The organism is Burkholderia alba, from assembly GCF_034721475.1.
Lineage (GTDB): Bacteria > Pseudomonadota > Gammaproteobacteria > Burkholderiales > Burkholderiaceae > Burkholderia > Burkholderia alba.
This window is the reverse complement of record NZ_JAWJWL010000007.1, coordinates 247,689-269,896: the sequence shown is the minus strand read 5'-3', so window position 1 is coordinate 269,896 and position 22,208 is coordinate 247,689. Positions and strand designations below refer to the sequence as shown.

Genomic DNA, 22,208 nt, shown 5'->3' with positions numbered 1-22,208 from the left:
CCTGCTGCGGTCCACCGGCGAAAAAGCTGAAACGTTTTACCGGTATCGGCTTCTAAACCGATGCGTCCGATCGATTCAGCGGGCGTGCAGCGCCAACCCCTTGAAACCGGCTCGGCCTGCCCCACTTAAGGGCAACGAGGCCAGAAGCCACTGCAAAGAGGAGTGCCGCCATGCAAATGATCTACAACAGCCCCAACTACTGCGTCGTCGAATTTCCGCCGCAGGACGGTCACCACGCGATGAATTCGGGTGGTTATGAAATCGTCGACAAGAACGCGCAACGCGAAATCTTCATCGACGGCGAACTGGCTGCGCGTTTTCGCGAGCACGTGAAGCAACTGATCCAGGAAGAGCCCAGTCTCGACGAGGTCGATGAATTCCTCGGACAGTTCGACAGCCTGATGACCCAGCCGGTCGTGCTGCACTGACGATATCGCGTGCGCCAAGCGGCCCGCCGGCCGCGACGTGCCCGCCCATTCGTCTGGCTGATGTCGTAGAGCATTTCGTTTCAGCGCACTCCCCGCCCCCGTCCGGTTCGCCGCACGGGGGTTTTGTTTGGCGCGGCCGCCCGCGCCGCGCCCGGCGGGTGCTGTGCCCAGCGGCTACAATGGCGGTTTCCAAGATTCGCCGGTTATCCGCTCATGTCCGCGCCCTCCCCGTTCGCCTCGTCCGTCAAGTCAGCCGCCCTCGCTGCCCGCTATACGCGCGGCGCGGCGCTGCCGCAGCTGCTGCAGCAGCGCATCCTGATCCTCGACGGCGCGATGGGTACGATGATTCAGCGCTACAAGCTCAATGAAGCCGCCTATCGCGGCGACCGCTTCAAGGACTACCCGCGCGACATCAAGGGGAACAACGAGCTGCTGTCGATCACGCAGCCGCAGGTCATCCGCGAGATCCACGACCAGTACTTCGCCGCGGGCGCCGACATCGCCGAGACCAACACGTTCGGCGCGACCACCATCGCGCAGGCCGACTACGGGATGGAAGACCTCGCCGTCGAGATGAACCTCGAATCGGCGAAGCTCGCCCGCGAATCCGCGCTCAAGTACGCGACGCCCGACAAGCCCCGCTTCGTCGCGGGCGCGATCGGGCCGACGCCGAAGACGGCCAGCATTTCGCCCGACGTCAACGATCCGGGCGCGCGCAACGTGACCTTCGACGAGCTGCGCGCCGCCTACTATCAGCAGGCCAAGGCGCTGCTCGACGGCGGCGTCGACCTGTTCCTCGTCGAAACCATCTTCGACACGCTGAACGCGAAAGCCGCGCTGTTCGCGCTCGACGAGCTGTTCGAGAACACCGGCGAATGCCTGCCGGTGATGATCTCCGGCACCGTCACCGACGCCTCGGGCCGCATCCTCTCCGGCCAGACGGTCGAAGCGTTCTGGAATTCGCTGCGCCACGCGAAGCCGCTCACGTTCGGCCTGAACTGCGCGCTCGGCGCCGCGCTGATGCGCCCGTACGTCGCGGAACTGGCGAAGCTCTGCGACACCTACCTGTCGTGCTACCCGAACGCGGGCCTGCCGAACCCGATGAGCGAGACGGGCTTCGACGAAACCCCGGACGTCACGTCGAGCCTGCTGAAGGAATTCGCGCAGGCGGGCCTCGTGAACGTCGCGGGCGGCTGCTGCGGCACGACGCCCGAGCACATCGCCGAAATCGCGAAGGCGCTGGCCGACGTGAAGCCGCGCCGCTGGCCGAGCCAGTACAGCGGCGCCGACGCCGCCTGACCCGCGCCGTCCCGCTCCCTCCCAACCCGTCCAACGCACCGCACCCGCCATGACCGATCACACGATGCGCCTCGCCGGCCTCGAGCCGTTCAACGTTACGCCCGGCACGCTCTTCATCAACGTCGGCGAACGGACCAACGTCACCGGCTCGAAGGCCTTCGCCCGGATGATTCTCAACGGCCAGTTCGACGAGGCGCTCGCCGTCGCGCGCCAGCAGGTCGAGAACGGCGCGCAGGTGATCGACATCAACATGGACGAGGCGATGCTCGATTCGAAAGCCGCGATGGTGCGCTTTCTGAACCTGATCGCGTCGGAGCCGGACATCGCCCGGGTACCGATCATGATCGACTCGTCGAAATGGGAAGTGATCGAAGCGGGCCTCAAGTGCGTGCAGGGCAAGGCGATCGTCAATTCGATCTCGCTGAAGGAAGGCGAGGACGCGTTCCGCCATCACGCGAACCTGATCCGCCGCTACGGCGCGGCGGCCGTCGTGATGGCGTTCGACGAGAAGGGCCAGGCCGACACCTTCCAGCGCAAGACCGAGATCTGCAAGCGCTCGTACGACTTCCTCGTGAACGAAGTGGGCTTCCCGCCCGAGGATATCGTCTTCGACCCGAACATCTTCGCGGTCGCGACGGGCATCGAGGAGCACAACAACTACGCGGTCGACTTCATCGAGGCGACCCGCTGGATCAAGCAGAACCTGCCGCACGCGAAGGTGAGCGGCGGCGTGTCGAACGTGTCGTTCTCGTTCCGCGGCAACGATCCGGTGCGCGAGGCGATCCACACCGTGTTCCTGTACCACGCGATCCAGGCGGGCATGGACATGGGCATCGTCAACGCCGGCCAGCTCGGCGTGTACGCCGATCTCGACGCCGATCTGCGCGATCGCGTCGAGGACGTGATCCTGAACCGCCGCGACGACGGCACCGACCGCCTCCTCGAAGTCGCCGACAAGTTCAAGACGGGTGCGGCGAAGAAGGAAGAAAACCTCGAATGGCGCAACCAGCCGGTCGAGAAGCGGCTCGCGCACGCGCTCGTGCTCGGCATCACCACCTTCATCGTCGACGACACCGAGGAGGCCCGCGCGAAGATCGCCGCGGCCGGCGGCCGTCCGATCAGCGTGATCGAAGGGCCGCTGATGGACGGCATGAACGTGGTCGGCGACCTGTTCGGCCAGGGCAAGATGTTCCTGCCGCAGGTCGTGAAGTCCGCGCGCGTGATGAAGCAGGCGGTCGCCCATCTGATCCCGTTCATCGAGGAGGAGAAGCGCCTGCTCGCCGAGGCGGGCGGCGACGTGCGCGCGAAGGGCAAGATCGTGATCGCCACCGTGAAGGGCGACGTGCACGACATCGGCAAGAACATCGTGTCGGTCGTGCTCCAGTGCAACAACTTCGAAGTCGTCAACATGGGCGTGATGGTCCCGTGCAACGAGATCCTCGCGAAGGCGAAGGTCGAGGGCGCGGACATCATCGGGCTGTCCGGCCTGATCACGCCGAGCCTCGAGGAAATGGCCTACGTCGCGGCCGAGATGCAGCGCGACGACTACTTCCGCGTCAAGAAGATTCCGCTGCTGATCGGCGGCGCCACCACTTCGCGCGTGCACACCGCCGTCAAGATCGCGCCGAATTACGAAGGCCCGGTCGTCTACGTGCCGGACGCGTCGCGTTCGGTGTCGGTCGCATCCAGCCTGCTGTCCGACGAGGGCGCGACGAAGTATCTCGACGAGTTGAAGTCCGACTACGAGCGCATCCGCGACCAGCACGCGAACAAGAAGGCGCTGCCGATGGTCACGCTTGCCGAGGCGCGCGCGAACAAGACCAGGATCGACTGGGCGAACTACCGCCCGGTCAAGCCGAAATTCATCGGCCGCCGCGTGTTCAAGAACTACGACCTGAACGAGCTGGCGCAGTACATCGACTGGGGCCCGTTCTTCCAGACCTGGGACCTGGCCGGCCCGTACCCGGCGATCCTGAACGACGAGATCGTCGGCGAATCGGCGCGGCGGGTGTTCTCCGACGCGAAATCGATGCTCGCGCGGCTGATCCAGGGCCGCTGGCTGTCCGCGAACGGCGTGATCGCGCTGCTGCCCGCGAATACGGTGAACGACGACGACATCGAGATCTACGCGGACGAATCGCGCACGGATGTGCTGATGACCTGGCGCAACCTGCGCCAGCAAAGCGTGCGCCCGGTGGTGGACGGCGTGATGCGGCCGAACCGCTCGCTCGCCGATTTCATCGCCCCGAAGGCATCGGGCGTCGCCGACTACATCGGCATGTTCGCGGTCACGGCGGGCCTGGGCGTCGATGTGAAGGAGCGCCAGTTCGAGGCCGATCACGACGACTACAGCGCGATCATGCTGAAAGCGCTCGCCGACCGCTTCGCGGAGGCGTTCGCCGAGACGCTGCACGCGCGGGTGCGCCGCGATCTGTGGGGCTACGCGGCCGCCGAGACGCTCGGCAACGACGACCTGATCGCCGAGAAGTACGTCGGCATCCGCCCCGCGCCCGGCTATCCGGCCTGCCCGGACCATCTGGTGAAGCGCGACATGTTCGACACGCTGCTGACCGACGAGGTCGGCATGAGCCTCACCGACGCCCTCGCGATGCTGCCCGCCGCCAGCGTGTCGGGCTTCTACCTCGCGCACCCGGACAGCACGTATTTCTCGGTCGGCAAGATCGGCCAGGATCAGCTCGACGATTTCGCGCGACGCATGTCGCTGTCGAAGGCGGATGCGCAGCGCGCGCTCGCGCCGCAGCTCTGAACGGCCGCGCGCCGCGCCGCCCGGCCATTCGTCTGAATAATAAGGGTCATGAAAAAAGCCCGCTTCCCGCGGGCTTTTGCTGTTGCGGCCTGCGCCGGCGCGGATTCCGCGCTCAGAATCCCCAGTGAACGTCGGCGTTCTGCGCCTTGGCTTCGCGCAACATGGTCAGGAACGGCGCAACGCGCTGCGCGATGCTGACCGGCACTTCGTGGTGGGCGTGGTCCGGCTCGTCCTCGTGAAAGTGGCCGGCATGCTCGGCCCGTGCCTGCTTCGCCTGGTTGACCGCGCCTTCGAGCTTGGCGATCGCGTCGTCCAGTTCCTCCGACGTGATCACCCCGCGCTCGCCCAGCTGTTTGCCGACGACGCCCAGCACGTAGACCGCGAAATCCTTCAGAACGTCCAGGTCCTGTGCCGCTTTGCTTTTAAACGTAATCATGACAATTCCCTTTTCAACTTGTTGTGCTCGCCGCAACCCCGTTTCGGACCTCCGGCCGGCGCGCGTCAAGCCTCTCCGGCGCGCGGCGCCTGAGCGGCATATTAGCACCTGTTAAAATTCAGCGATTCCTGAAACGCGTGCCCTCCGGCGCGCCGGCGCCCCGGTTCTGGCGGACCGCCGTCAACGAGACCACGACCAGCATGCTGCCCGCTCAAAAACACATTCTCGAAACCCTGCTCGCCGACAGCGTGAAGCAGGTCGTCCAGGCGCTCAAAGGCGACGCCGAAGCCAGCTTCGTCGCGCCCGCGATCACGCTCGAACGCCCGAAGGCGGCCGCGCACGGCGACGTCGCCTGCAACGTCGCGATGCAGCTCGCGAAGCCGCTGTCCGCCAATCCGCGCCAGCTCGCCGAGCAGATCGTCGCGGCGCTGACGGCCCATCCGGCCGCGCAGGGCCTCGTGGACGCCGCCGACATCGCCGGACCCGGCTTCATCAACCTGCGCCTGTCGGCCGCGTCCAAGCAGGCGGTGGTCGGCGCGGTCTTCGCCGAGGGCCGCGCGTTCGGCCGCTCGGACCGCGACCACGGCAAGCGGGTGCTGCTCGAATTCGTGTCCGCCAATCCCACCGGCCCGCTGCACCTGGGCCACGGCCGCCAGGCGGCGCTGGGCGACGTGCTCGCCAGCGTGCTCGCCAGCCAGGGCTACGCGGTGCATCGCGAGTTTTATTACAACGACGCCGGCGTGCAGATCGGCAACCTGGCGCTGTCGACGCAAGCGCGCGCGCGCGGCCTGAAGCCGGGCGACATGGGCTGGCCGGAAGCCGCGTACAACGGCGAATACATCGCCGACATCGCGCGCGACTACATGAGCGGCGAGACGGTCGCCGCGTCGGACGGCGAACCGGTGACGGGCGCGGCCGACCTCGACGATCTGGAGGCGATCCGCAAATTCGCGGTCACCTACCTGCGCCGAGAGCAGGACATGGACCTGAAGGCGTTCGGCGTGAAATTCGACGAATACTTCCTCGAATCGTCGCTGTACAAGGCCGGCCGGGTCGAGCAGACGGTCGACGCGCTGGTGAACGCCGGCATGACCTACGAGCAGGAAGGCGCGCTGTGGCTGCGCACGACCGACGAGGGCGACGACAAGGACCGCGTGATGCGCAAGACCGACGGCACCTACACGTACTTCGTGCCGGACGTGGCCTATCACGTGGTGAAATGGGAGCGCGGCTACACCAAGGTCATCAACATCCAGGGCTCCGACCACCACGGCACGATCGCGCGGGTGCGCGCGGGCCTGCAGGGCCTGCACATCGGCATTCCGAAGGGCTATCCCGACTACGTGCTGCACAAGATGGTCACCGTGATGCGCGACGGCCAGGAAGTGAAGATCTCCAAGCGCGCGGGCAGCTACGTGACGGTGCGCGACCTGATCGAGTGGTCGGGCGGCGCGACGCCGGGCGCCGAGGTCTCGCCGGACCAGCTCGACGAGGCGATGCTCACGCGCGGCCGCGACGCGGTGCGCTTCTTCCTGATCTCGCGTAAGGCCGACACCGAATTCGTGTTCGATATCGACCTCGCGCTGAAACAGAACGACGAAAATCCGGTCTATTACGTGCAGTACGCGCACGCGCGGATCTGCTCGGTGCTGAACGAATGGAAATCGCGCTATCAGTCCGACGACGCGCTGCTGGCCTCGGCCGACCTCTCGCAGCTGTCGAGCAAGCAGGCGCTGTCGCTGCTGCAGAAGCTCGCCGAGTATCCGGACGTGCTCACGCATGCGGCGGCCGAACTGGCGCCGCACGCGGTCGCGTTCTATCTGCGCGACCTCGCAGGCGAGTTTCACTCGTTCTACAATGCGGAGCGCGTGCTCGTCGACGACGAGGCGCCGCGCAATGCGCGCGCGTCGCTGCTCGCCGCGACGCGCCAGGTGCTGGAGAACGGCCTCGCGATGCTGGGCGTGTCCGCGCCCGCGAAGATGTAAGCCGCCAGGCCAAGCAGCTACGGGCCGCAGCCCCTCCGGGCCGCGGCCGTTTCACGATTCTTTTTGCAGGTGACTCAAGCAATGGCAAAACCACGCCGCACGTCGAAGCAGTCGAAACAAGCCGGGGGAACATTTCTTGGGATCGTGCTGGGCCTGATCGTCGGCCTCGCGATCGCGGTCGTGGTGGCGCTCTACATCACGCGCGCACCGTCGCCGTTCGTCTCGAAGGTGGCGCCGCCCGCCGACAACGGCGCGAGCCAGCCCCAGCAGTTCGACCCGAACCGCGCGCTGCAGGGCAAGACGCCCGGCCAGCCGGTTCCGCAGGCCGCGCAGCCGACGCCGCCCAACACCGCGCCGGGCCAGGCGGCCAACCCGACCCAGCCGGGCCTGCTGCCGGAGCCGCAGATCGTCGAAGTGCCGTCGTCGGGGAATAACACCCCGGCCGCGAACACCGGCGCCGACAACGGCGTGGCCGTCGCGCCGAAGCCCGCCGACACCACCCCGCCGCCGGTGAAGAAGCCGCAGACCGCCACGGCGAACGCCGCGTCGGCGCCGGCCAAGACCGCGCAAACGCCGCCGAAGGCCGGCTCGTCGACCGCCGCCGCCACGCCGGCCAAGCCGACCTCGGGCGCGAACGCCGATGCGAACACCGGCTACTTCCTGCAAGTGGGCGCTTACAAGACCGAGGGCGACGCGGAGCAGCAGCGCGCCCGCCTGGGCTTCCAGGGTTTCGAGTCGAAGGTGTCGAAGCGCGATGTCAGCGGCGTCACGTACTATCGCGTACGGGTCGGCCCGTTCGCGAAGTTCGACGATATGAACTCGGCGCGCCAGCGGTTGTCCGACGCGGGTGTCGATACCGCGGTCATCCGCTTCACGAAGCAATGAGCCGGCGGCTCGCCGCCGGCCGCCCGTCCGTTATGCCAACCACGCAACCGTTCGAATCTTCAATATGAAAAAACTGCTTAGCACGCTGTTTCTGTCCCTGAGCCTCGTCGCGGGCTTCGCGCATGCGTCGCCCGCCGCGCCGGTGGCCGGCAAGGATTTCGAAGTCATGAAGGCCCCGCAGCCGGTGTCCGCCCCGGCCGGCAAGGTCGAAGTGATCGAATTCTTCTGGTACGGCTGCCCGCACTGCTACGAATTCGAGCCGACCATCGAAGCCTGGGTGAAGAAGCAGGGCGACAACATCGCGTTCAAGCGCGTGCCGGTGGCGTTCCGCGACGATTTCGTCCCGCATTCGAAGCTGTTCTATGCGCTGGCCGCGCTCGGCGTGTCGGAGAAGGTGACGCCCGCCGTGTTCAACGCGATCCACAAGCAGAAGAACTATCTGCTGACGCCGGAAGCGCAGGCCGACTTCCTCGCGACGCAAGGCATCGACAAGAAGAAGTTCCTCGACGCGTATAACTCGTTCAGCGTGCAAGGCCAGGTCAAGCAGTCGGCCGACCTGCTGAAGAACTACAACATCGACGGCGTGCCGACCATCGTCGTGCAGGGCAAGTACAAGACCGGCCCCGCCTACACGAACAGCCTGGAAGGCACCGCGCAGGTGCTCGACTTCCTCGTGAAGCAGGTCCAGGACAAGAAGCTGTAATTCTCCGCCCGGGCGCCGGCATGACTTCTCCGTTGAAGGTCTTCATCACCGGCGCCTCGAGCGGCCTCGGGCTCGCGCTCGCCGAGGAATACGCGCGGCAGGGCGCCACGCTCGGCCTCGTCGCGCGGCGCGGCGACGCCCTCGCCGCGTTCGCGCGGCGCTTCCCCGCCTGCCCGGTCTCCGTCTATCCCGCCGACGTGCGCGACGCCGACGCGCTCGCGCAGGCCGCGGCGCAGTTCATCGCCACCTACGGCTGCCCGGACGTCGTGATCGCGAATGCCGGCATCAGCCAGGGCGCGATCACCGGCGAAAGCGATCTCGCCGCGTTCCGCGCGGTGATGGACATCAATTACTACGGCATGGTCGCCACCTTCGAGCCGTTCGTCGGCCCGATGACGGCCGCGCGGCGCGGCACGCTCGCCGGCGTCGCGAGCGTCGCCGGCGTGCGCGGCCTGCCCGGCTCGGGCGCGTACAGCGCGTCGAAATCCGCCGCGATCAAGTATCTCGAAGCGCTGCGGGTCGAATTGCGGCCGAAGCAGGTGGCGGTCGTCACGATCGCGCCCGGCTACATCCGCACGCCGATGACCGAGCACAACCCGTATCCGATGCCGTTCCTGATGGACGCGGACCGTTTCGCGGAACGCGCCGCGCAGGCCATCGCGCGCAAAGTGCCGTTCCGCGTGATCCCCTGGCAGATGGGGATCGTCGCGAAGCTCCTGCACGTGATGCCCCGCTGGCTGTACGACCGCCTGTTCGAAAAGGCGCCGCGCAAACCGCGCGCGGCCGCCGAGTAGCGCGCCGCGCACAGCCCGGCGTCAGCCCTTCCACCACTCCGTCACGTACACCGGCGGCTCGGCGGCCAGCCGCGCCTTGACGCCGCGCGTCGCGTCGTCCGCCAGCACCTCCTCGCGCCCCGCTTCGAGCGCGTCCAGCGTGCGCCGCGCGACGTCGTCGGGGCTGACCTTCGCGACACCTTCGACGTGGCCGCTCATGTCGGTATCGATGTACCCCGCGTGCACCGCGACCACCAGCGTGCGCTGCTCGCGCAGCTCGTTGCGGATCGCGTTGGTCGCCGACCACGCGGCCGCCTTCGAGATGCCGTACGCGCCGGCGTTCGGCAGGCTGAGCCAGGCCAGCGCCGACAGGACGTTCACCAGCGCGCCGCCGCCGTTGTCGCGCAGCACCGGCGCGAACGCCCGGGCGACGGACAGGATGCCGTGGAAATTCGTGTCGAGCAGCTCGCGCAGCGCCTGCGCGCCCGCGTCCGACAGCAACGGCGCCTGCCGCAGGATGCCCGCGTTGTTGATCACCAGATTGACGTCGCGCAGTTCGCGCGCCGCGGCCGCGACATCGTCCGCGTGGGTGACGTCGAGCCTGACGGGCTGCACGCCCGGCACCGTCACGCGCGCCGGATCGCGTGCCGCCGCATAGATTTTCTTCACGCCGGCCGCTTGCAGCTGCTTCACGTAGGCCAGCCCCAGCCCCCGGTTCGAACCGGTGACCAATGCAACGGTATCCCGCAGTTTCATCGCTTGCTCCTTCCTTTCGGATCATTGAAACATCGGCCGGATCGGCGCCTGCCGCGCAAAGCCGCGCGAGCGCGTCGTCCCGGCTTCAAACATGCATGAAAAATGCGCTTTCCATGCATATACAATCTTTACGACGTACTATCCTTTCGGATCGATTCCCGCCCTCAACCTTTCGAACAAGGACCCCGTGATGAGCGACGCCCCGATGAGACTGCCCTGCCACTGCGGCACGCTGAGGCAGGCTGCCCGCGCGATTACGTCGATCTACGACGCCCATCTCGCGAAGCACGGCATCCGCGTCACGCAGTTCACGATCCTGATGGCGCTCGGCAGCCGCGAGTCGATCCCGACCGGCCAGCTGTCGTCGCTGCTGCTCCTCGACCAGACCACGTTGAGCCGGACGCTCGCCACGCTGCAGACCCGCCAGCTGGTTCGCTCCGAACCCGGCGAGGATCAGCGGATGCGCTTCTGGAGCCTCACGCCGAAAGGCGCGGCGCTGCTCGAGGCCTGCACGGGCGACTGGGAAGCCGCGCAGGACGATGTGTATCAGCGCACCGGCAAGCGCCATATGCAGACGCTCGATCAGGACGTCTACCAGCTCGCGCAGGCGCTCGCCGGCTGACCCGGGCGGCCGCCGGCCGGCGGCGCCCGGGCGAGCGCCGGCAAGCATGACGTGCGTCATATAATGATGTTTTGAGCCCCGACCGGTACCCCGATGCGATACGACCCCGAACACAAGGCGCGCACGCGCGAGCGAATCGAAGCCACCGCGGCCGAGCGATTCCGTGCCGAAGGCATCGACGCGGTCGGTGTCGCGAGCCTGATGGAGAGCGCCGGCCTGACCCACGGCGGCTTTTACGCCCACTTCGAATCGAAGGATGCGCTGGTCGCCGCCGCCATCGCGCACGGCGCCGAACAGGCGCTCGCCCACCTGCAGAAGCGCATGGCGCGTCATCCGGCGCTGCCTAAGCCGGTCGCGTTCGCGAAGGTGTACCTGAGCGAACGCCATCGCGACAGCGCGGCCGAAGGCTGCGTGGCCGCCGCGCTCGGCGCCGAGATCGGCCGGCGCGACGACGCGACCCGCGCGCACTTCACCGCTCAGCTCGCGGCGATGCTCGACTGCGCGGCGCCCGAGCGCGGTACGCCCGCCGAGCGGCGCGACGCGGCGCTCGCAACGGTTTCCCTTGCGGTCGGCGCCCTGATCCTGTCGCGCGCCGTCGACGATCCCAAGCTGTCGAAACAGCTGCTCGCGGCCGGCGTGAAGGCGAGCGAAACGCTCGCGGGCTAGCGCGCCCATGCCTTCACACGGACGCGCGCGCATCCGCCGCGCGTGTTCCGCTCGCCGATGCGGGAACGAGCCCCCTCGCTTCGGCGGACCCCGGATCGCTCACCGGGGTTCCGAAGACACACCCGCGCGCGTTGCGCCGGACGCAGGAGGCCCGCATGGCCTCCGACGCACCCCACCCCGCTTTTCGTCGCACGGATAGCCCCACCCTCGACTCCGTCATGCTCGCCTCGTCCATCTTTAATATGATGATCGTCATCTTAATTGGATTTTGATCGCGCTGCGCAGCGTGCTGCTTTCAGCCTATATTTATGCATATGCATTTATCTCGTCGTCGTTTCCCCAACCCATTGTTCCGGAGCCAGCCATGTCCAGCGATCCCATCGTCATCCTGTCCGCCGCGCGTACGCCCGTGGGCCGCTATCTCGGCAAGCTGTCGCCGGTGAGCGCGACCGTGCTGGGCGCCACGGCGATCCGCGCGGCGATCGAGCGCGCCGCCGTCGATCCCGCCGCGATCGACGAGGCCTACGTCGGCTGCGTGCTGCCCGCCGGCCTCGGGCAAGCGCCCGCGCGGCAAGCCGTGCTGGGCGCGGGCCTGCCCCGCTCAGTCGCGGCGGTCACCGTCAACAAGGTGTGCGGATCGGGCATGCAGGCGATCCGCTACGGATTCGACGCACTGTCGAACGACAGCGCCGGGCTCGTCGTCGCGGGCGGGATGGAAAGCATGTCGAACGCGCCGTATCTCGCGCTGAAGGCGCGTGGCGGCTATCGATCGGGGCACGCGACGCTCTACGATCACGCGGCGCTCGACGGCCTCGAGGACGCATACGAGCGCGGCCGCGCGATGGGCGATTTCGGCGAGCAGTGCGCCGCACACTACGATTTCACGCGCGCGGCGCAGGACGCCTACGCCACCGAGTCGTTGCGCTGGGCACAGCGCGCGCAGGCAGAGGGCCGCTTCGACTGGGAACTCGCGCCGGTGACGATCGAAGGCAGGCAGGGAAGCGTCGCCGTCTCCGCCGACGAGCAGCCGCAGAGCGTCGATGCGGCGAAGATCCCGCTGCTCAAGCCGTCGTTCCGCGCGGACGGCACGATCACGCCCGCCCACTCGAGCCCGCTGTCGGACGGCGCGGCGGCCCTCGTACTGACCCGCGCGTCGGTCGCCGAACGCCTCGGCAAGCGGCCGATCGCGCGCATTCACGCGCACACGGTCCATGCGCAGGAACCGGCGTGGTTCACCACCGCACCGATCGGCGCGCTGCGCAAGCTGTTCGCGCGCACCGGCTGGCAGGCAGGCGACGTCGATTACTACGAGATCAACGAAGCGTTCGCGGTCGTGCCGATGGCCGTGATCCGCGAGTTCGGCCTCGCCCGCGAACGCGTGAACGCGCACGGCGGCGCCTGCGCGATCGGCCACCCGATCGGCGCATCGGGCGCGCGGATCGTCGTCACGCTGCTCGGCGTGCTGCGCGCGCGCGGCGCACGGCGCGGCGTCGCGACGCTGTGCATCGGCGGCGGCGAAGCGACCGCGTTGGCGGTCGAACTGCTGTAACGCCGCTGCATCGCGCCGCGCCGACGCCCCGGCACCGGTTCCGGCGCTGCAACGCAGCACGTTCCGGCGCTCATTAACGGTCCTCCCCGTATTGACGGTATGCTATTCCGCTGGCGTGCAGCCCCCGCGCTGCCCGCTCGCCTGCCGTCATCGGAATCAAGTCACGTGGGAGATCCTATGCGTTTCACGCTGTTCACCGCCGCGGCGCTGCTCGCGGCCGCCCCGGCTCTCGTCGCGGCCAAGCCGCTGACCGTCTGCACCGAATCGAGCCCCGACGGTTTCGACGTCGTGCAGTACAACTCGCTCGTGACGACCAACGCATCGGCGGACGTCATCTTCAACACCCTCGTGTCCTACGACGAGGCCGCGAAGAAGGTGGCGCCGGCGCTGGCGGACAAATGGGATGTCAGCGCGGACGGCCTCGCGTACACCTTCCATCTGCGCCCGAACGTGGCGTTCCAGACCACCGATTTCTTCAAGCCGACCCGCGTGCTGAACGCCGACGACGTCGTCTTCACCTTCGGCCGGATGCTCGACGACGGCAATCCGTGGCACAAGATCGCGGGCGCGAGCGGCTTCCCGCATGCGCAATCGATGGGGCTCGTCAAGCTCGTGAAGGCCGTCACGAAAGTGGACGACGCCACGGTGAAGTTCGAGCTGAACGAGCCGAACGCGACCTTCGTGCCGATCCTGACGATGGGCTTCGCGTCGATCTACTCGGCCGAATACGCGGACCAGCTGCTGAAGGCCGGCAAGCAGACCGACCTGAACGCAAAGCCGGTCGGCACCGGCCCGTTCGTGCTCAAGAGCTACACGAAGGACGCGGTGATCCGTTACGACGTCAATCCGTCGTACTGGGGGCCGAAGCCGAAGGTCGACCGGCTGATCTACGCGATCACGCCCGATCCGGCCGTGCGCGCGCAGAAGGTGAAGGCGGGCGAATGCCAGATCGCGCTGTCGCCCAAGCCGCAGGACGTCGCGGCGGCGAAGACAGACAAGGCGCTGAAGGTGGTCGAGACCCCCGCGTTCATGACCGCGTTCGTCGCGCTCAACTCGCAGAAGAAGCCGCTCGACAACGCCAAGGTGCGCGAGGCGCTCAATCTCGCGTTCGACCGCGCCACCTATCTGAAGGTGGTGTTCGACAACACCGCGACGCCGGCGAACAATCCGTATCCGCCGAACACCTGGAGCTATGCGAAATCGATCGCGCCGTATCCGTACGATCCGGCGAAGGCGAAACAGCTGCTCGCGGCGGCGGGTTTTCCGAACGGCTTCGCGACGACGATCTGGGTGCGCCCGACCGGCAGCGTGCTGAACCCGAATCCGAAGGCGGGCGCCGAACTGCTGCAGGCCGACCTCGCGAAGATCGGCGTGAAGGCGGAAGTCCGGGTGATCGAATGGGGCGAGTTGATCAAGCAGGCGAAGCTCGGCCAGCACGACCTGCTGTTCATGGGCTGGGCCGGCGACAACGGCGACCCGGACAATTTCCTGACGCCGCAGTTCAGCTGCAATTCGGTAAAGTCGGGCATCAACTTCGCACGCTACTGCGATCCGCAGCTCGACAAGCTGATCGCGGACGGCAAGGAAACCGCCGATCCGGCGAAGCGCACGAAGCTGTATGAAGCCGCGCAGAAGATCATCCACGATCAGGCGCTGTGGATTCCGCTCGGCTATCCGACCGCGTCGGCGCTCACGCGCGGCAACGTGAGCGGCTATCACGTCAGTCCGTTCGGACGCCAGAACTTCAACACGGTGTCGGTGCAGTAACCCACGCGGATCCGCCCTGGGCGTGAGCCGCGCCGCGCGCGCACCGGGGCCTCATTCGAGGCGGCCGCACAGGTTGCGCTCGCCTCTCCGACGATCGGGATCGCCGCCTTACCCGGTCGCGCCAGCGGGCCGCGCGCGCCGTCGTCGGCATGCCGCTCGGAACCTACGCAACGGGTATGACCGGGCGGGCGCCATCCCGGCGTGCGCCGCCCTCGTCCCTCGGGCGCGGCCCCGGATTCCCGCGGGGCATGGCGACCGACAACCACGGTAAAGCGCGCCGCCCGGATGCGCGGCGCCCCCACCTTCGTCGAACTTCAGTCGCGCGGCGCCAGATGGATCCCGGCCAGCATGCAGCGCACGGAGCCGCCCGCCATCTCGATCGTCGGCACATCGAGCGGCAGCAGGCGCGCCGAGCGTTCGATCGCCGCCCGCTGCCACGGCGCGAGGCACGCGGCCGCGCGCCGCGACAGCGCAAGCACCCGGCCGCCGCGCGCGGACAGTTCGAGCGCGTTGCCGGCGAAGTTGGCGATCTGCGCGCGATCCAGCGGGATCACCGTGCGTCCCGTCTCGGTCAGGCGGCGCCGGATCGCCTCGCGCCGCGCCGGGTCGGGAATCAGGTCGAGGCCGATCAGCGCGAAATCGGTCGCAATGCTCATCATCACGTTGGTGTGATAGATCGGTCGGCCGTCCGCATCGGCGGTATCGAAGCCCATCGGCTCGAAATTGAAATGCGTGCAGAAGCGCTCGAGCGCCACCGGATCGGCGCGATGCGACCGCGCGGCATACGCGATCCGCGCGACGTGATCGAACACCATCGCGCCCGTGCCTTCGAGGAACACCCGGTCGTATTCGAGGCCGGAGTAGTCGATCACGTCCTGCACGCGATACTCGGCCTTGAGCATCTCGACGACGTCGCCGCGACGCTCGCGGCGCCGGCTCTCGCCGTACATCGGATAAAGCGCGACGTGGCCGCCCGGATGCGTCGAGAACCAGTTGTTCGGGAACACCGAGTCGGGCGTGTCGCGCTCGCCGTGATCGTCGAAGACATGGGTGCGCACGCCCGCCGCCGACAGCGCTTGCGCGGCGGCCGACACCTCGTCGCGAGCGGCCGCGGACAGCGCCGGCGCGTCGCCCGTCGCCGCCGTGCGCTGGAACGCGTTGTCGGCCGCGGTCTCGGGATTCGGCAGAAAGCGGTGCGGGCGGATCATCACCACGCCCGCGGGCGCCTGGATCGAGACGAGATTCATCGCGGGCCGGAAGCGAAAAGCCCGTGCCGGCGGAATCAGTGCGTGCGCTCGCACGCGTCCTCCCTGCGCGGCGACGGGCGAAGCGGCACCGCGGGCCGGTCGCCGAGCAGCGCGAACAGATTCTTCGTATCGACGGCCGCCGGCACCAGCGCGATCTCGATGCCGGCATCGTGCCGCTGCGCCAGCGCGTGCAGATAGCACAGCGCCGAATAGTCCTCGAGCGCGAAGCCCACCGAATCGAACACCGTCACCTGCGCGTCGTCGTCGCGGCCGGGCGCCTCGCCGCGCAACACACGCCACAGCTCGACCACCGGAAAATCGGCGGGCAACTGCTGGATGTCGCCCTCGATGCGCGTCTGCGGTTCGTATTCGACGAACACGCGGCTCATGCGCAGCACGTCCGCGTGCAGCTCGGTCTTGCCGGGGCAATCGCCGCCGACCGCGTTCAGGTGCATGCCGGGTTCGATCATGTCGGGCGTGACGATGGTCGCGTAGGCCTTGTCGGCGGTCACGGTCGTGACGATGTCCGCGCCCCGCGCGGCGTCGGCGACCGATGCCGCGCGCACGACCTTCAGCGTGGGATACGCGCGCAGGTTGCGTACCAGCTTGTCGGTCGCGGCCGGATCCACGTCGAAGACGCGGATTTCGGTCATGCCCAGCAGCACATGGAACGCGACCGCCTGGAATTCGCTTTGCGCGCCGTTGCCGATCAGCGCCATGGTGCGGGCGCCGGGCCGCGCGAGCGCCCGCGCCGCGAGCACGGACGTCGCGGCGGTGCGCAGCGCGGTGGTGAGCGTCAGCTCGGCGAGCAGCAGCGGGTAGCCGGTGTCGACCTCGGCGAGCGCGCCGAACGCCATGACCGTGTGCATGCCGCGCGCCGCGTTGATCGGGTGGCCGTTCACGTACTTGAAGCCGTACATCCGCGCATCGGCGACGGGCATCAGCTCGATCACGCCGTAGCGCGAATGGCAGGCGACGCGCGGCGATTTGTCGAAATCCTGCCAGCGCAGATAGTCGGCGCGCAGGATATCGACCAGCTCGCCCAGCGCACGCGCGACGCCGGTATCGGCGATCAGCCTGGCGGTGGTGGGAACGTCGAGGAAGCGGGTCATGGGTGTCTCCTGTATCGGTGGAATGGCGGCTGCGTGCCGCTCGACAGGACCATTGTTTCCGAAACCCCGGCCAACAGAAAGCCGGCAAGAGCGTAAGATTTGTCGATAGATTTTGCAAAATGCGAGATCTGACCGGCAATATGCTCCATTACCACCCGGCTCGCCCGCCGCCGGTGGCCATCCCGAAGGAGACCCGCACCATGATCGTGCTCGACGATATCGACCGGCAACTCATCGCGCTGCTGCGCGACGACGCGCGTCTGCCGGTCGTCGCGCTCGCGAAGCACCTGCGGGTCGCGCGCGCGACCGTGCAGAACCGCATGACGCGGCTCGAACGGGGCGGCGTGATCGTCGGCTACACGGTGCGGCTGAAGCCGACCGTCGAGCGCCACCGGATTCGCGCGCTGATGTCGATCGCGGTGCAGGGCAACCGGGCCGCCGAGATCGTCAAGGGACTGCGCGGCCATCCGAGCGTCGTCACGATTCACAGCACCAACGGCCGCTGGGATCTGGTCGCGGAGTTGTCCTCGGATTCGCTGGAGAGCTTCGACCGCGTACTCGGCGCGATCCGCCTGATCGACGGCATCGCCAACACCGAAACGAGCATCCTGCTGTCGACGCACAAGGCCTGAGCGCGATCGGGCGCGGCCGGACGCGAGCGCCGAATCGGCTGCCGGCGCGTTGAAATTCGACGGAACCGGCTGTGGGCACAGTCGAAATCGACGCGTTCCCTCCATTTTGACGGCGAATAATGAATCCGAATGCGAAGCGGCCCGGCCGCGCATCGTGCCGGGCGCCGCTCGATACCCAGGAGGAGTTCCGATGCACTTCACGAAGGCAATCGTCCGCCGTCCCGCCGCGTCGTGCGGCGCCGGCCTGACCACCGCGCAAAGCGGCGCCCCCGACTACGACCGGACGCTCACGCAATTCCACGCGTACTGCGAAGCGCTGCGCGCGCACGGTGTCGAGCCGGTCGAACTGCCCGCGCTCGATGCGTTCCCGGATGCGCATTTCGTGGAAGACGTCGCGGTCGTCACACCGGAGTTCGCGGTCATCACCCGTCCCGGCGCGCCCGCGCGGCGCGGCGAGATCGATTCGATCGCCGCGCCGCTCGCCGCGCACCGCCCGCTGCTGCCGATGCGCGACGGCCGCCTCGACGGCGGCGACGTGATGCGGGTCGGCCGGCGCTTCTACATCGGCCTGACGAGCCGCACCGACGCCGCCGGCATCGCGGCGTTCGGCGCGCTCGTGGCGCCGCACGGCTACACGGTCGAGGCGATTCCCGTCGGCGCGGGGCTGCACCTGAAATCGGTCGTCAACGCGCTCGGCGACGACGTGCTGCTCGCCACCCGGGCGCTCGCCGGACATCGCGCGTTCGACGGCTTCCGCGTCATCGAGATCGACGCGGCCGACGAATACGCATGCAATACGCTGCGGATCAACGACACGCTGCTGACGCCCGCCGGCTATCCGCGCGTGCACGAGAAGATCGACGCGCTCGGCATGCCGCTGCACGTGCTCGACACCGGCGAGTTCCGCAAGATGGACGGCGGGCTGACCTGCCTGTCGCTGCGCTTCTAGCGGAGTCGCGCGCCGGGTCGGCGGATAATGTGGCGCGCCGGGACAGGAGACGCCCCGGCGCCCTACCCCGACCGGAGCGCGCGGATGACCGACAAGAAAATGCAACTCGACAAGATCGATCTCCGGATTCTCGACATCCTGCGCCACGACGCGCGCATCTCGTACCGGAAGCTGTCCGAGCAGGTGAACCTGACGCCGCGGCCCTGCCAGGCGCGGGTGGAACGGCTCGAGGCGCTCGGCGTCATCGCGGGCTATCGCGCGGTGATCAAGCCGCCGCGCGACAAGCAGTCGATCGTCGTGCTCGCGCAGATCGTGCTCGCCGATCACGGCCGCTCGCAGGCGCCGTTCGAGGAAGAGATGCGCTCGAATCCGGCCGTGCTCGACTGCTGGCTCGTCAGCGGCACCTTCGATTTTCTCGTGCGGCTGGCTTGCGAGGATCTCGACGAATACCGCCGGATCGCGAACGCCTGGCTCGACAGCCCGCGCTACCGGATCGAGAAGATCGTAACGTCGGCCGAACTGCAGGCAATCAAGCGCAGCGTGGCCTGACATCCGCAGGCCGGCCAGCGCGGCGGCGCCGATGGATCGGATGCCGCTTCGCCAAAGCGGGCGGGCCACGCATATCGATTCGAATACCGAATCAAATGGACGAGACGGCAACCTTCGAGGTGAAGCGATGGACAGTGTACGCATGACGGAGCAGGCGGAGCCGGGATCAGCCGCGCCTGCCGCGACGACGCTCCAACGCCGGCTGAAGGGCCGGCACATCACGATGATCGCGATCGGCGGCTCGATCGGCACCGGCCTGTTCGTCGCGTCCGGCGCGTCGGTCGCGCAGGCCGGCCCCGGCGGCGCGATCGCCGCGTATGTACTGATCGGCCTGATGGTGTACTTCGTCGTGACGGGGCTGGGCGAGATGGCCGCGCTGGTGCCGGTATCGGGATCGTTCGCCTACTACGGCAGCCAGTACGTCGACGCAGGTTTCGGCGTCGCGCTCGGCTGGACCTACTGGTACAGCTGGGCGGTCACGATCGCGGTCGAGCTGGTCGCCGCGCAGATCGTGATGCGCTACTGGTTTCCGGCGCTACCCGGCGTGTGGTGGGGCGCGGCGTTCCTGGTGCTGATCTTCCTGCTGAACACGCTGTCCGTGCGCGGGTTCGGCGAAGCCGAGTACGGGTTCTCGCTGATCAAGGTCGTCACGGTGATCGCCTTCATCGCGGCCGGACTGCTGATCGCGGCCGGCGCGCTGCACGGCAGCCCCGCCGTCGGCTGGCGCAACTTCACCGCCGGCGACGCGCCGTTCGTCGGCGGCGTGCGCGCGATGATGAGCGTCGGCCTGATCGCGGGATTCTCGTTCCTCGGCACCGAACTGGTCGGCGTCACGGCGGGCGAATCGGCGCATCCGCGCACGACGATCCCGCGCGCGGTCAGGCAGATTTTCTGGCGGATCCTGCTGTTCTACGTGCTGGCGATCTTCGTGATCGGGCTGCTGATCCCGTATACCGACCCGAACCTGCTGAAAAGCGACGTGACCGATATCGGCGTGAGCCCGTTCACGCTCGTGTTCCGGCACGCGGGCTTCTCGCTGGCCGCCGACGCGATGAACCTCGTCATCCTGACAGCCGTGCTGTCGGCCGGCAATTCCGGCACCTACGCAGCGACGCGGATGCTGTACAACCTGGCGGCCGAAGGAAGCGCCCCCGCGATGTTCGCGAAGCTGTCGCCCGGCGGCGTGCCGCGCAACGCGCTGTACGCGACGATGGCGGTTGGCGGCCTGTGCTTCCTGACGTCGCTCTCCGGCAGCCAGGGCATCTATCTGTGGCTGCTCAACACGGCGGGCATCACGGGTTTCATCGCGTGGCTCGGCATCGCGGTCAGCCACTACCGGTTCCGCAAGGGCCTCCTCAAGCAGGGGTTCAGCGTCGAGCAGCTGCCGTATCGCGCGAAGTGGTTTCCGTTCGGACCGGCCTTCGCCTTCGCGGTGTGTCTCGTGATCGCGCTCGGCCAGGGCTACCAGGCGTTCTTCGCCCCGCGGATCGACTGGATGGAGGTGGTATCGACCTATGTGTGGGTGCCGCTCTTCGTGGTGATCTGGCTGGGGTATCGGCGAGCCCGGCGCGGCAGGCTGGTGCGTTACGAAGACATGGAAATCGCACCGTGGCTCGCGCGCTCGGGCGAACGCGGCACGGAGTAACCGGCGCGGGCCGTGCGCGCGCGATAGCCGGGCATGCGCGGGCGATCCGCCGGCAACACCCGGCGGCGCGACGCGAAACGCGAGCGACGCGCGATCCGGATCGAGACAGGACGCCGGCGCGACGAGGCAATCGATGCATCCGTGCGGCACATAGTCGGCTTGTCGCCCGCCGTCGTCAGCGCGCGGGCCGGAACCGCAGCACGCCGTCGCCGCCCTGCTCGCGCGCCAGTTCGCCCGCCAGCCACAGCAGATGCAGGTGGGCGATCGCCTCGCCCAGCGCGAAGGTCGTCTGGTGGATATCGAGCTCGCGGCGGCGGAACATGATCGGCACGATGTCCGCCGCGCTCATCGGCCGCTCCGCGCAGGCCTCGCGGACTTCGGCGAGCCGCGCGGCGTGGTGGTCGCGCAGCTGCGCGATGCGGGTACGCAGCCCGCGAAACGGCTTGCCGTGCGACGGCAGCACCAGCGTGTCCGCCGCCATCGTCTCGTAGCGGCCGAGCGAATCGAGGAACAGCGCGAGCGGATTCGCCTCGGGTTCGAGATCGAACACCGACACGTTGGTCGAGATGCGCGGCAGCACCATGTCGCCGGAAATCAGCACGCCGTCCGCCGCGCTGTGCAGCGCGCAATGTTCAGGAGAATGGCCGAACCCCGTCACCACGCGCCAGTCGCGCGCGCCGATCCGCACCGTGTCGCCTTCGCGCAGGCGCCGGTAGCGGGGCGGCACGGCCGGCACGAGATCCGAGTAGTAGCTGCGGCGGTTGCGCAGCTTGTCGAGCGCGACGGGATCGGTCAGCCCGTGGCGCGCGAAATGCTCCGCCGCGGCCGCGCCGCCCGCGTTCGACCCGTTGCCGGCCGCCATCAGGCAGCCGAACGCGTACTCGCCGAGCGTCATCCACAGCCGCACGTTCCAGCGCTTGCGCGCCCCGCCCTCGCACAGCCAGTTCGCAAGACCGAAGTGATCCGGATGGCAGTGGGTGACGAGCACCCGCAGCACCGGCAGGCCGTCGAGCTGCGTCTCGAGGATACGCTCCCAGTGCGCGCGGATCTCGTCCGACGCGATCCCGCAATCGACGATCGTCCAGCCCGCCCGGCCGTCGATCTCGTCGCGCAGCAGCCAGAGATTGATGTGGTCGAGCGAGAACGGCAGCGGCATGCGCAGCCAGCGTACGCCGGGCGCGACCTCGAACGTCTCGCCCGCGGCGGGCAGCGTGTCGGCGAACGGATAATCGAGTTGGAGTTCCAGGGCATTCATCGGGGGCGTCTCGTCGTCGTGCGCCGCCGGGCGCGGCGATGGCCCGGCGGCTGGCTGGAACCGATTCTAGCGCCCCTTGCGCCGGGGCGTCATCCGGCGCACTTGGACAGCAAAAAAAGTTCGCGCCACAATCCGTTCCAAAGGCGGATCATTGCCGGAAGATGCCCCGATCATCGGCGAACG

The 22,208-nt window shown here is 68.0% G+C and carries 20 protein-coding genes; 15 read left to right on the top strand and 5 right to left on the bottom strand.

What is annotated here, in order from left to right:
* The first annotated feature begins 170 nt into the window (after positions 1-170).
* From RZR99_RS10685 to metH, 3 genes are all read left to right on the top strand, one after another.
* Positions 171-428 carry a BTH_I0359 family protein gene (locus RZR99_RS10685; protein WP_323119721.1) on the top strand — a complete coding sequence of 86 codons (258 nt, stop codon included), beginning with the start codon at positions 171-173 and terminating at the stop codon, positions 426-428.
* 213 nt (positions 429-641) lie between these two features.
* Entirely contained in the window at positions 642-1,727 is a 1,086-nt protein-coding gene (locus tag RZR99_RS10680) for a homocysteine S-methyltransferase family protein (RefSeq protein ID WP_323119720.1), read from the top strand.
* Between the two features lie 49 nt (positions 1,728-1,776).
* Positions 1,777-4,494, top strand: coding sequence for a methionine synthase (gene metH / locus RZR99_RS10675; protein ID WP_323119719.1), 2,718 nt, complete (start codon positions 1,777-1,779; stop codon positions 4,492-4,494).
* Between the two features lie 112 nt (positions 4,495-4,606).
* On the opposite strand, the gene RZR99_RS10670 is transcribed toward metH, so the two are convergent.
* Positions 4,607-4,930 (bottom strand): DUF1840 domain-containing protein, encoded by a 324-nt coding sequence (locus RZR99_RS10670; RefSeq protein WP_323119718.1) that lies wholly within the window; start codon positions 4,928-4,930, stop codon positions 4,607-4,609.
* Positions 4,931-5,130: 200 nt separating this feature from the next.
* Between RZR99_RS10670 and argS the strand changes: the two genes are divergently transcribed.
* The 4 genes from argS to RZR99_RS10650 all read left to right on the top strand — a co-directional run bounded on the left by argS (position 5,131) and on the right by RZR99_RS10650 (position 9,297).
* Positions 5,131-6,915 (top strand): arginine--tRNA ligase, encoded by a 1,785-nt coding sequence (gene argS, locus RZR99_RS10665; protein WP_323119717.1) that lies wholly within the window; start codon positions 5,131-5,133, stop codon positions 6,913-6,915.
* Positions 6,916-6,996: 81 nt separating this feature from the next.
* Positions 6,997-7,800 carry an SPOR domain-containing protein gene (locus RZR99_RS10660; RefSeq protein ID WP_323119716.1) on the top strand — a complete coding sequence of 268 codons (804 nt, stop codon included), beginning with the start codon at positions 6,997-6,999 and terminating at the stop codon, positions 7,798-7,800.
* A 64-nt stretch (positions 7,801-7,864) separates the two neighbouring features.
* Positions 7,865-8,503 (top strand): thiol:disulfide interchange protein DsbA, encoded by a 639-nt coding sequence (gene dsbA, locus RZR99_RS10655; RefSeq protein ID WP_323119715.1) that lies wholly within the window; start codon positions 7,865-7,867, stop codon positions 8,501-8,503.
* A 20-nt stretch (positions 8,504-8,523) separates the two neighbouring features.
* Complete coding sequence (locus RZR99_RS10650) at positions 8,524-9,297, top strand: SDR family oxidoreductase (protein WP_323119714.1); 774 nt, start codon at positions 8,524-8,526, stop codon at positions 9,295-9,297.
* A gap of 21 nt (positions 9,298-9,318) precedes the next feature.
* Here the strand turns inward: RZR99_RS10650 and RZR99_RS10645 are convergent, their stop codons facing one another.
* Positions 9,319-10,032: an SDR family oxidoreductase gene (locus tag RZR99_RS10645; RefSeq protein WP_323119713.1), complete on the bottom strand. Its 714-nt coding sequence runs from the start codon at positions 10,030-10,032 to the stop codon at positions 9,319-9,321.
* Positions 10,033-10,237: 205 nt separating this feature from the next.
* Here RZR99_RS10645 and RZR99_RS10640 point away from each other — a divergent pair, with 205 nt between their 5' ends.
* From RZR99_RS10640 to RZR99_RS10625, 4 genes are all read left to right on the top strand, one after another.
* Positions 10,238-10,654 (top strand): MarR family winged helix-turn-helix transcriptional regulator, encoded by a 417-nt coding sequence (locus tag RZR99_RS10640; RefSeq protein ID WP_323119738.1) that lies wholly within the window; start codon positions 10,238-10,240, stop codon positions 10,652-10,654.
* 93 nt (positions 10,655-10,747) lie between these two features.
* A complete protein-coding gene (locus RZR99_RS10635) occupies positions 10,748-11,320 on the top strand; it encodes a TetR/AcrR family transcriptional regulator (RefSeq protein ID WP_323119712.1) in 573 nt (190 codons plus the stop codon).
* A 364-nt stretch (positions 11,321-11,684) separates the two neighbouring features.
* Positions 11,685-12,869: an acetyl-CoA C-acyltransferase gene (locus tag RZR99_RS10630; RefSeq protein WP_323119711.1), complete on the top strand. Its 1,185-nt coding sequence runs from the start codon at positions 11,685-11,687 to the stop codon at positions 12,867-12,869.
* A gap of 177 nt (positions 12,870-13,046) precedes the next feature.
* Positions 13,047-14,636, top strand: coding sequence for an ABC transporter substrate-binding protein (locus tag RZR99_RS10625; protein ID WP_323119710.1), 1,590 nt, complete (start codon positions 13,047-13,049; stop codon positions 14,634-14,636).
* A 314-nt stretch (positions 14,637-14,950) separates the two neighbouring features.
* Here RZR99_RS10625 and ctlX read toward each other — a convergent pair whose 3' ends face one another.
* Both ctlX and RZR99_RS10615 read right to left on the bottom strand, forming a co-directional pair.
* Positions 14,951-15,883, bottom strand: coding sequence for a citrulline utilization hydrolase CtlX (gene ctlX, locus RZR99_RS10620; RefSeq protein ID WP_323119737.1), 933 nt, complete (start codon positions 15,881-15,883; stop codon positions 14,951-14,953).
* A gap of 35 nt (positions 15,884-15,918) precedes the next feature.
* Entirely contained in the window at positions 15,919-16,995 is a 1,077-nt protein-coding gene (locus RZR99_RS10615) for an ornithine cyclodeaminase (RefSeq protein ID WP_323119709.1), read from the bottom strand.
* Between the two features lie 200 nt (positions 16,996-17,195).
* On the opposite strand from RZR99_RS10615, the gene RZR99_RS10610 reads away from it, so the two are divergent.
* The 4 genes from RZR99_RS10610 to RZR99_RS10595 all read left to right on the top strand — a co-directional run bounded on the left by RZR99_RS10610 (position 17,196) and on the right by RZR99_RS10595 (position 20,770).
* Positions 17,196-17,627, top strand: a complete 432-nt coding sequence (locus RZR99_RS10610) for an Lrp/AsnC family transcriptional regulator (protein ID WP_323119736.1) — start codon at positions 17,196-17,198, stop codon at positions 17,625-17,627.
* Positions 17,628-17,817: 190 nt separating this feature from the next.
* Positions 17,818-18,576: a dimethylarginine dimethylaminohydrolase family protein gene (locus RZR99_RS10605; protein ID WP_323119708.1), complete on the top strand. Its 759-nt coding sequence runs from the start codon at positions 17,818-17,820 to the stop codon at positions 18,574-18,576.
* Between the two features lie 84 nt (positions 18,577-18,660).
* Positions 18,661-19,125, top strand: a complete 465-nt coding sequence (locus RZR99_RS10600) for an Lrp/AsnC family transcriptional regulator (RefSeq protein ID WP_323119707.1) — start codon at positions 18,661-18,663, stop codon at positions 19,123-19,125.
* A gap of 127 nt (positions 19,126-19,252) precedes the next feature.
* Positions 19,253-20,770 (top strand): amino acid permease, encoded by a 1,518-nt coding sequence (locus tag RZR99_RS10595; protein WP_323119706.1) that lies wholly within the window; start codon positions 19,253-19,255, stop codon positions 20,768-20,770.
* Between the two features lie 175 nt (positions 20,771-20,945).
* Here RZR99_RS10595 and RZR99_RS10590 read toward each other — a convergent pair whose 3' ends face one another.
* Positions 20,946-22,025, bottom strand: a complete 1,080-nt coding sequence (locus tag RZR99_RS10590) for an MBL fold metallo-hydrolase (RefSeq protein WP_323119705.1) — start codon at positions 22,023-22,025, stop codon at positions 20,946-20,948.
* Positions 22,026-22,208: the final 183 nt, after the last annotated feature.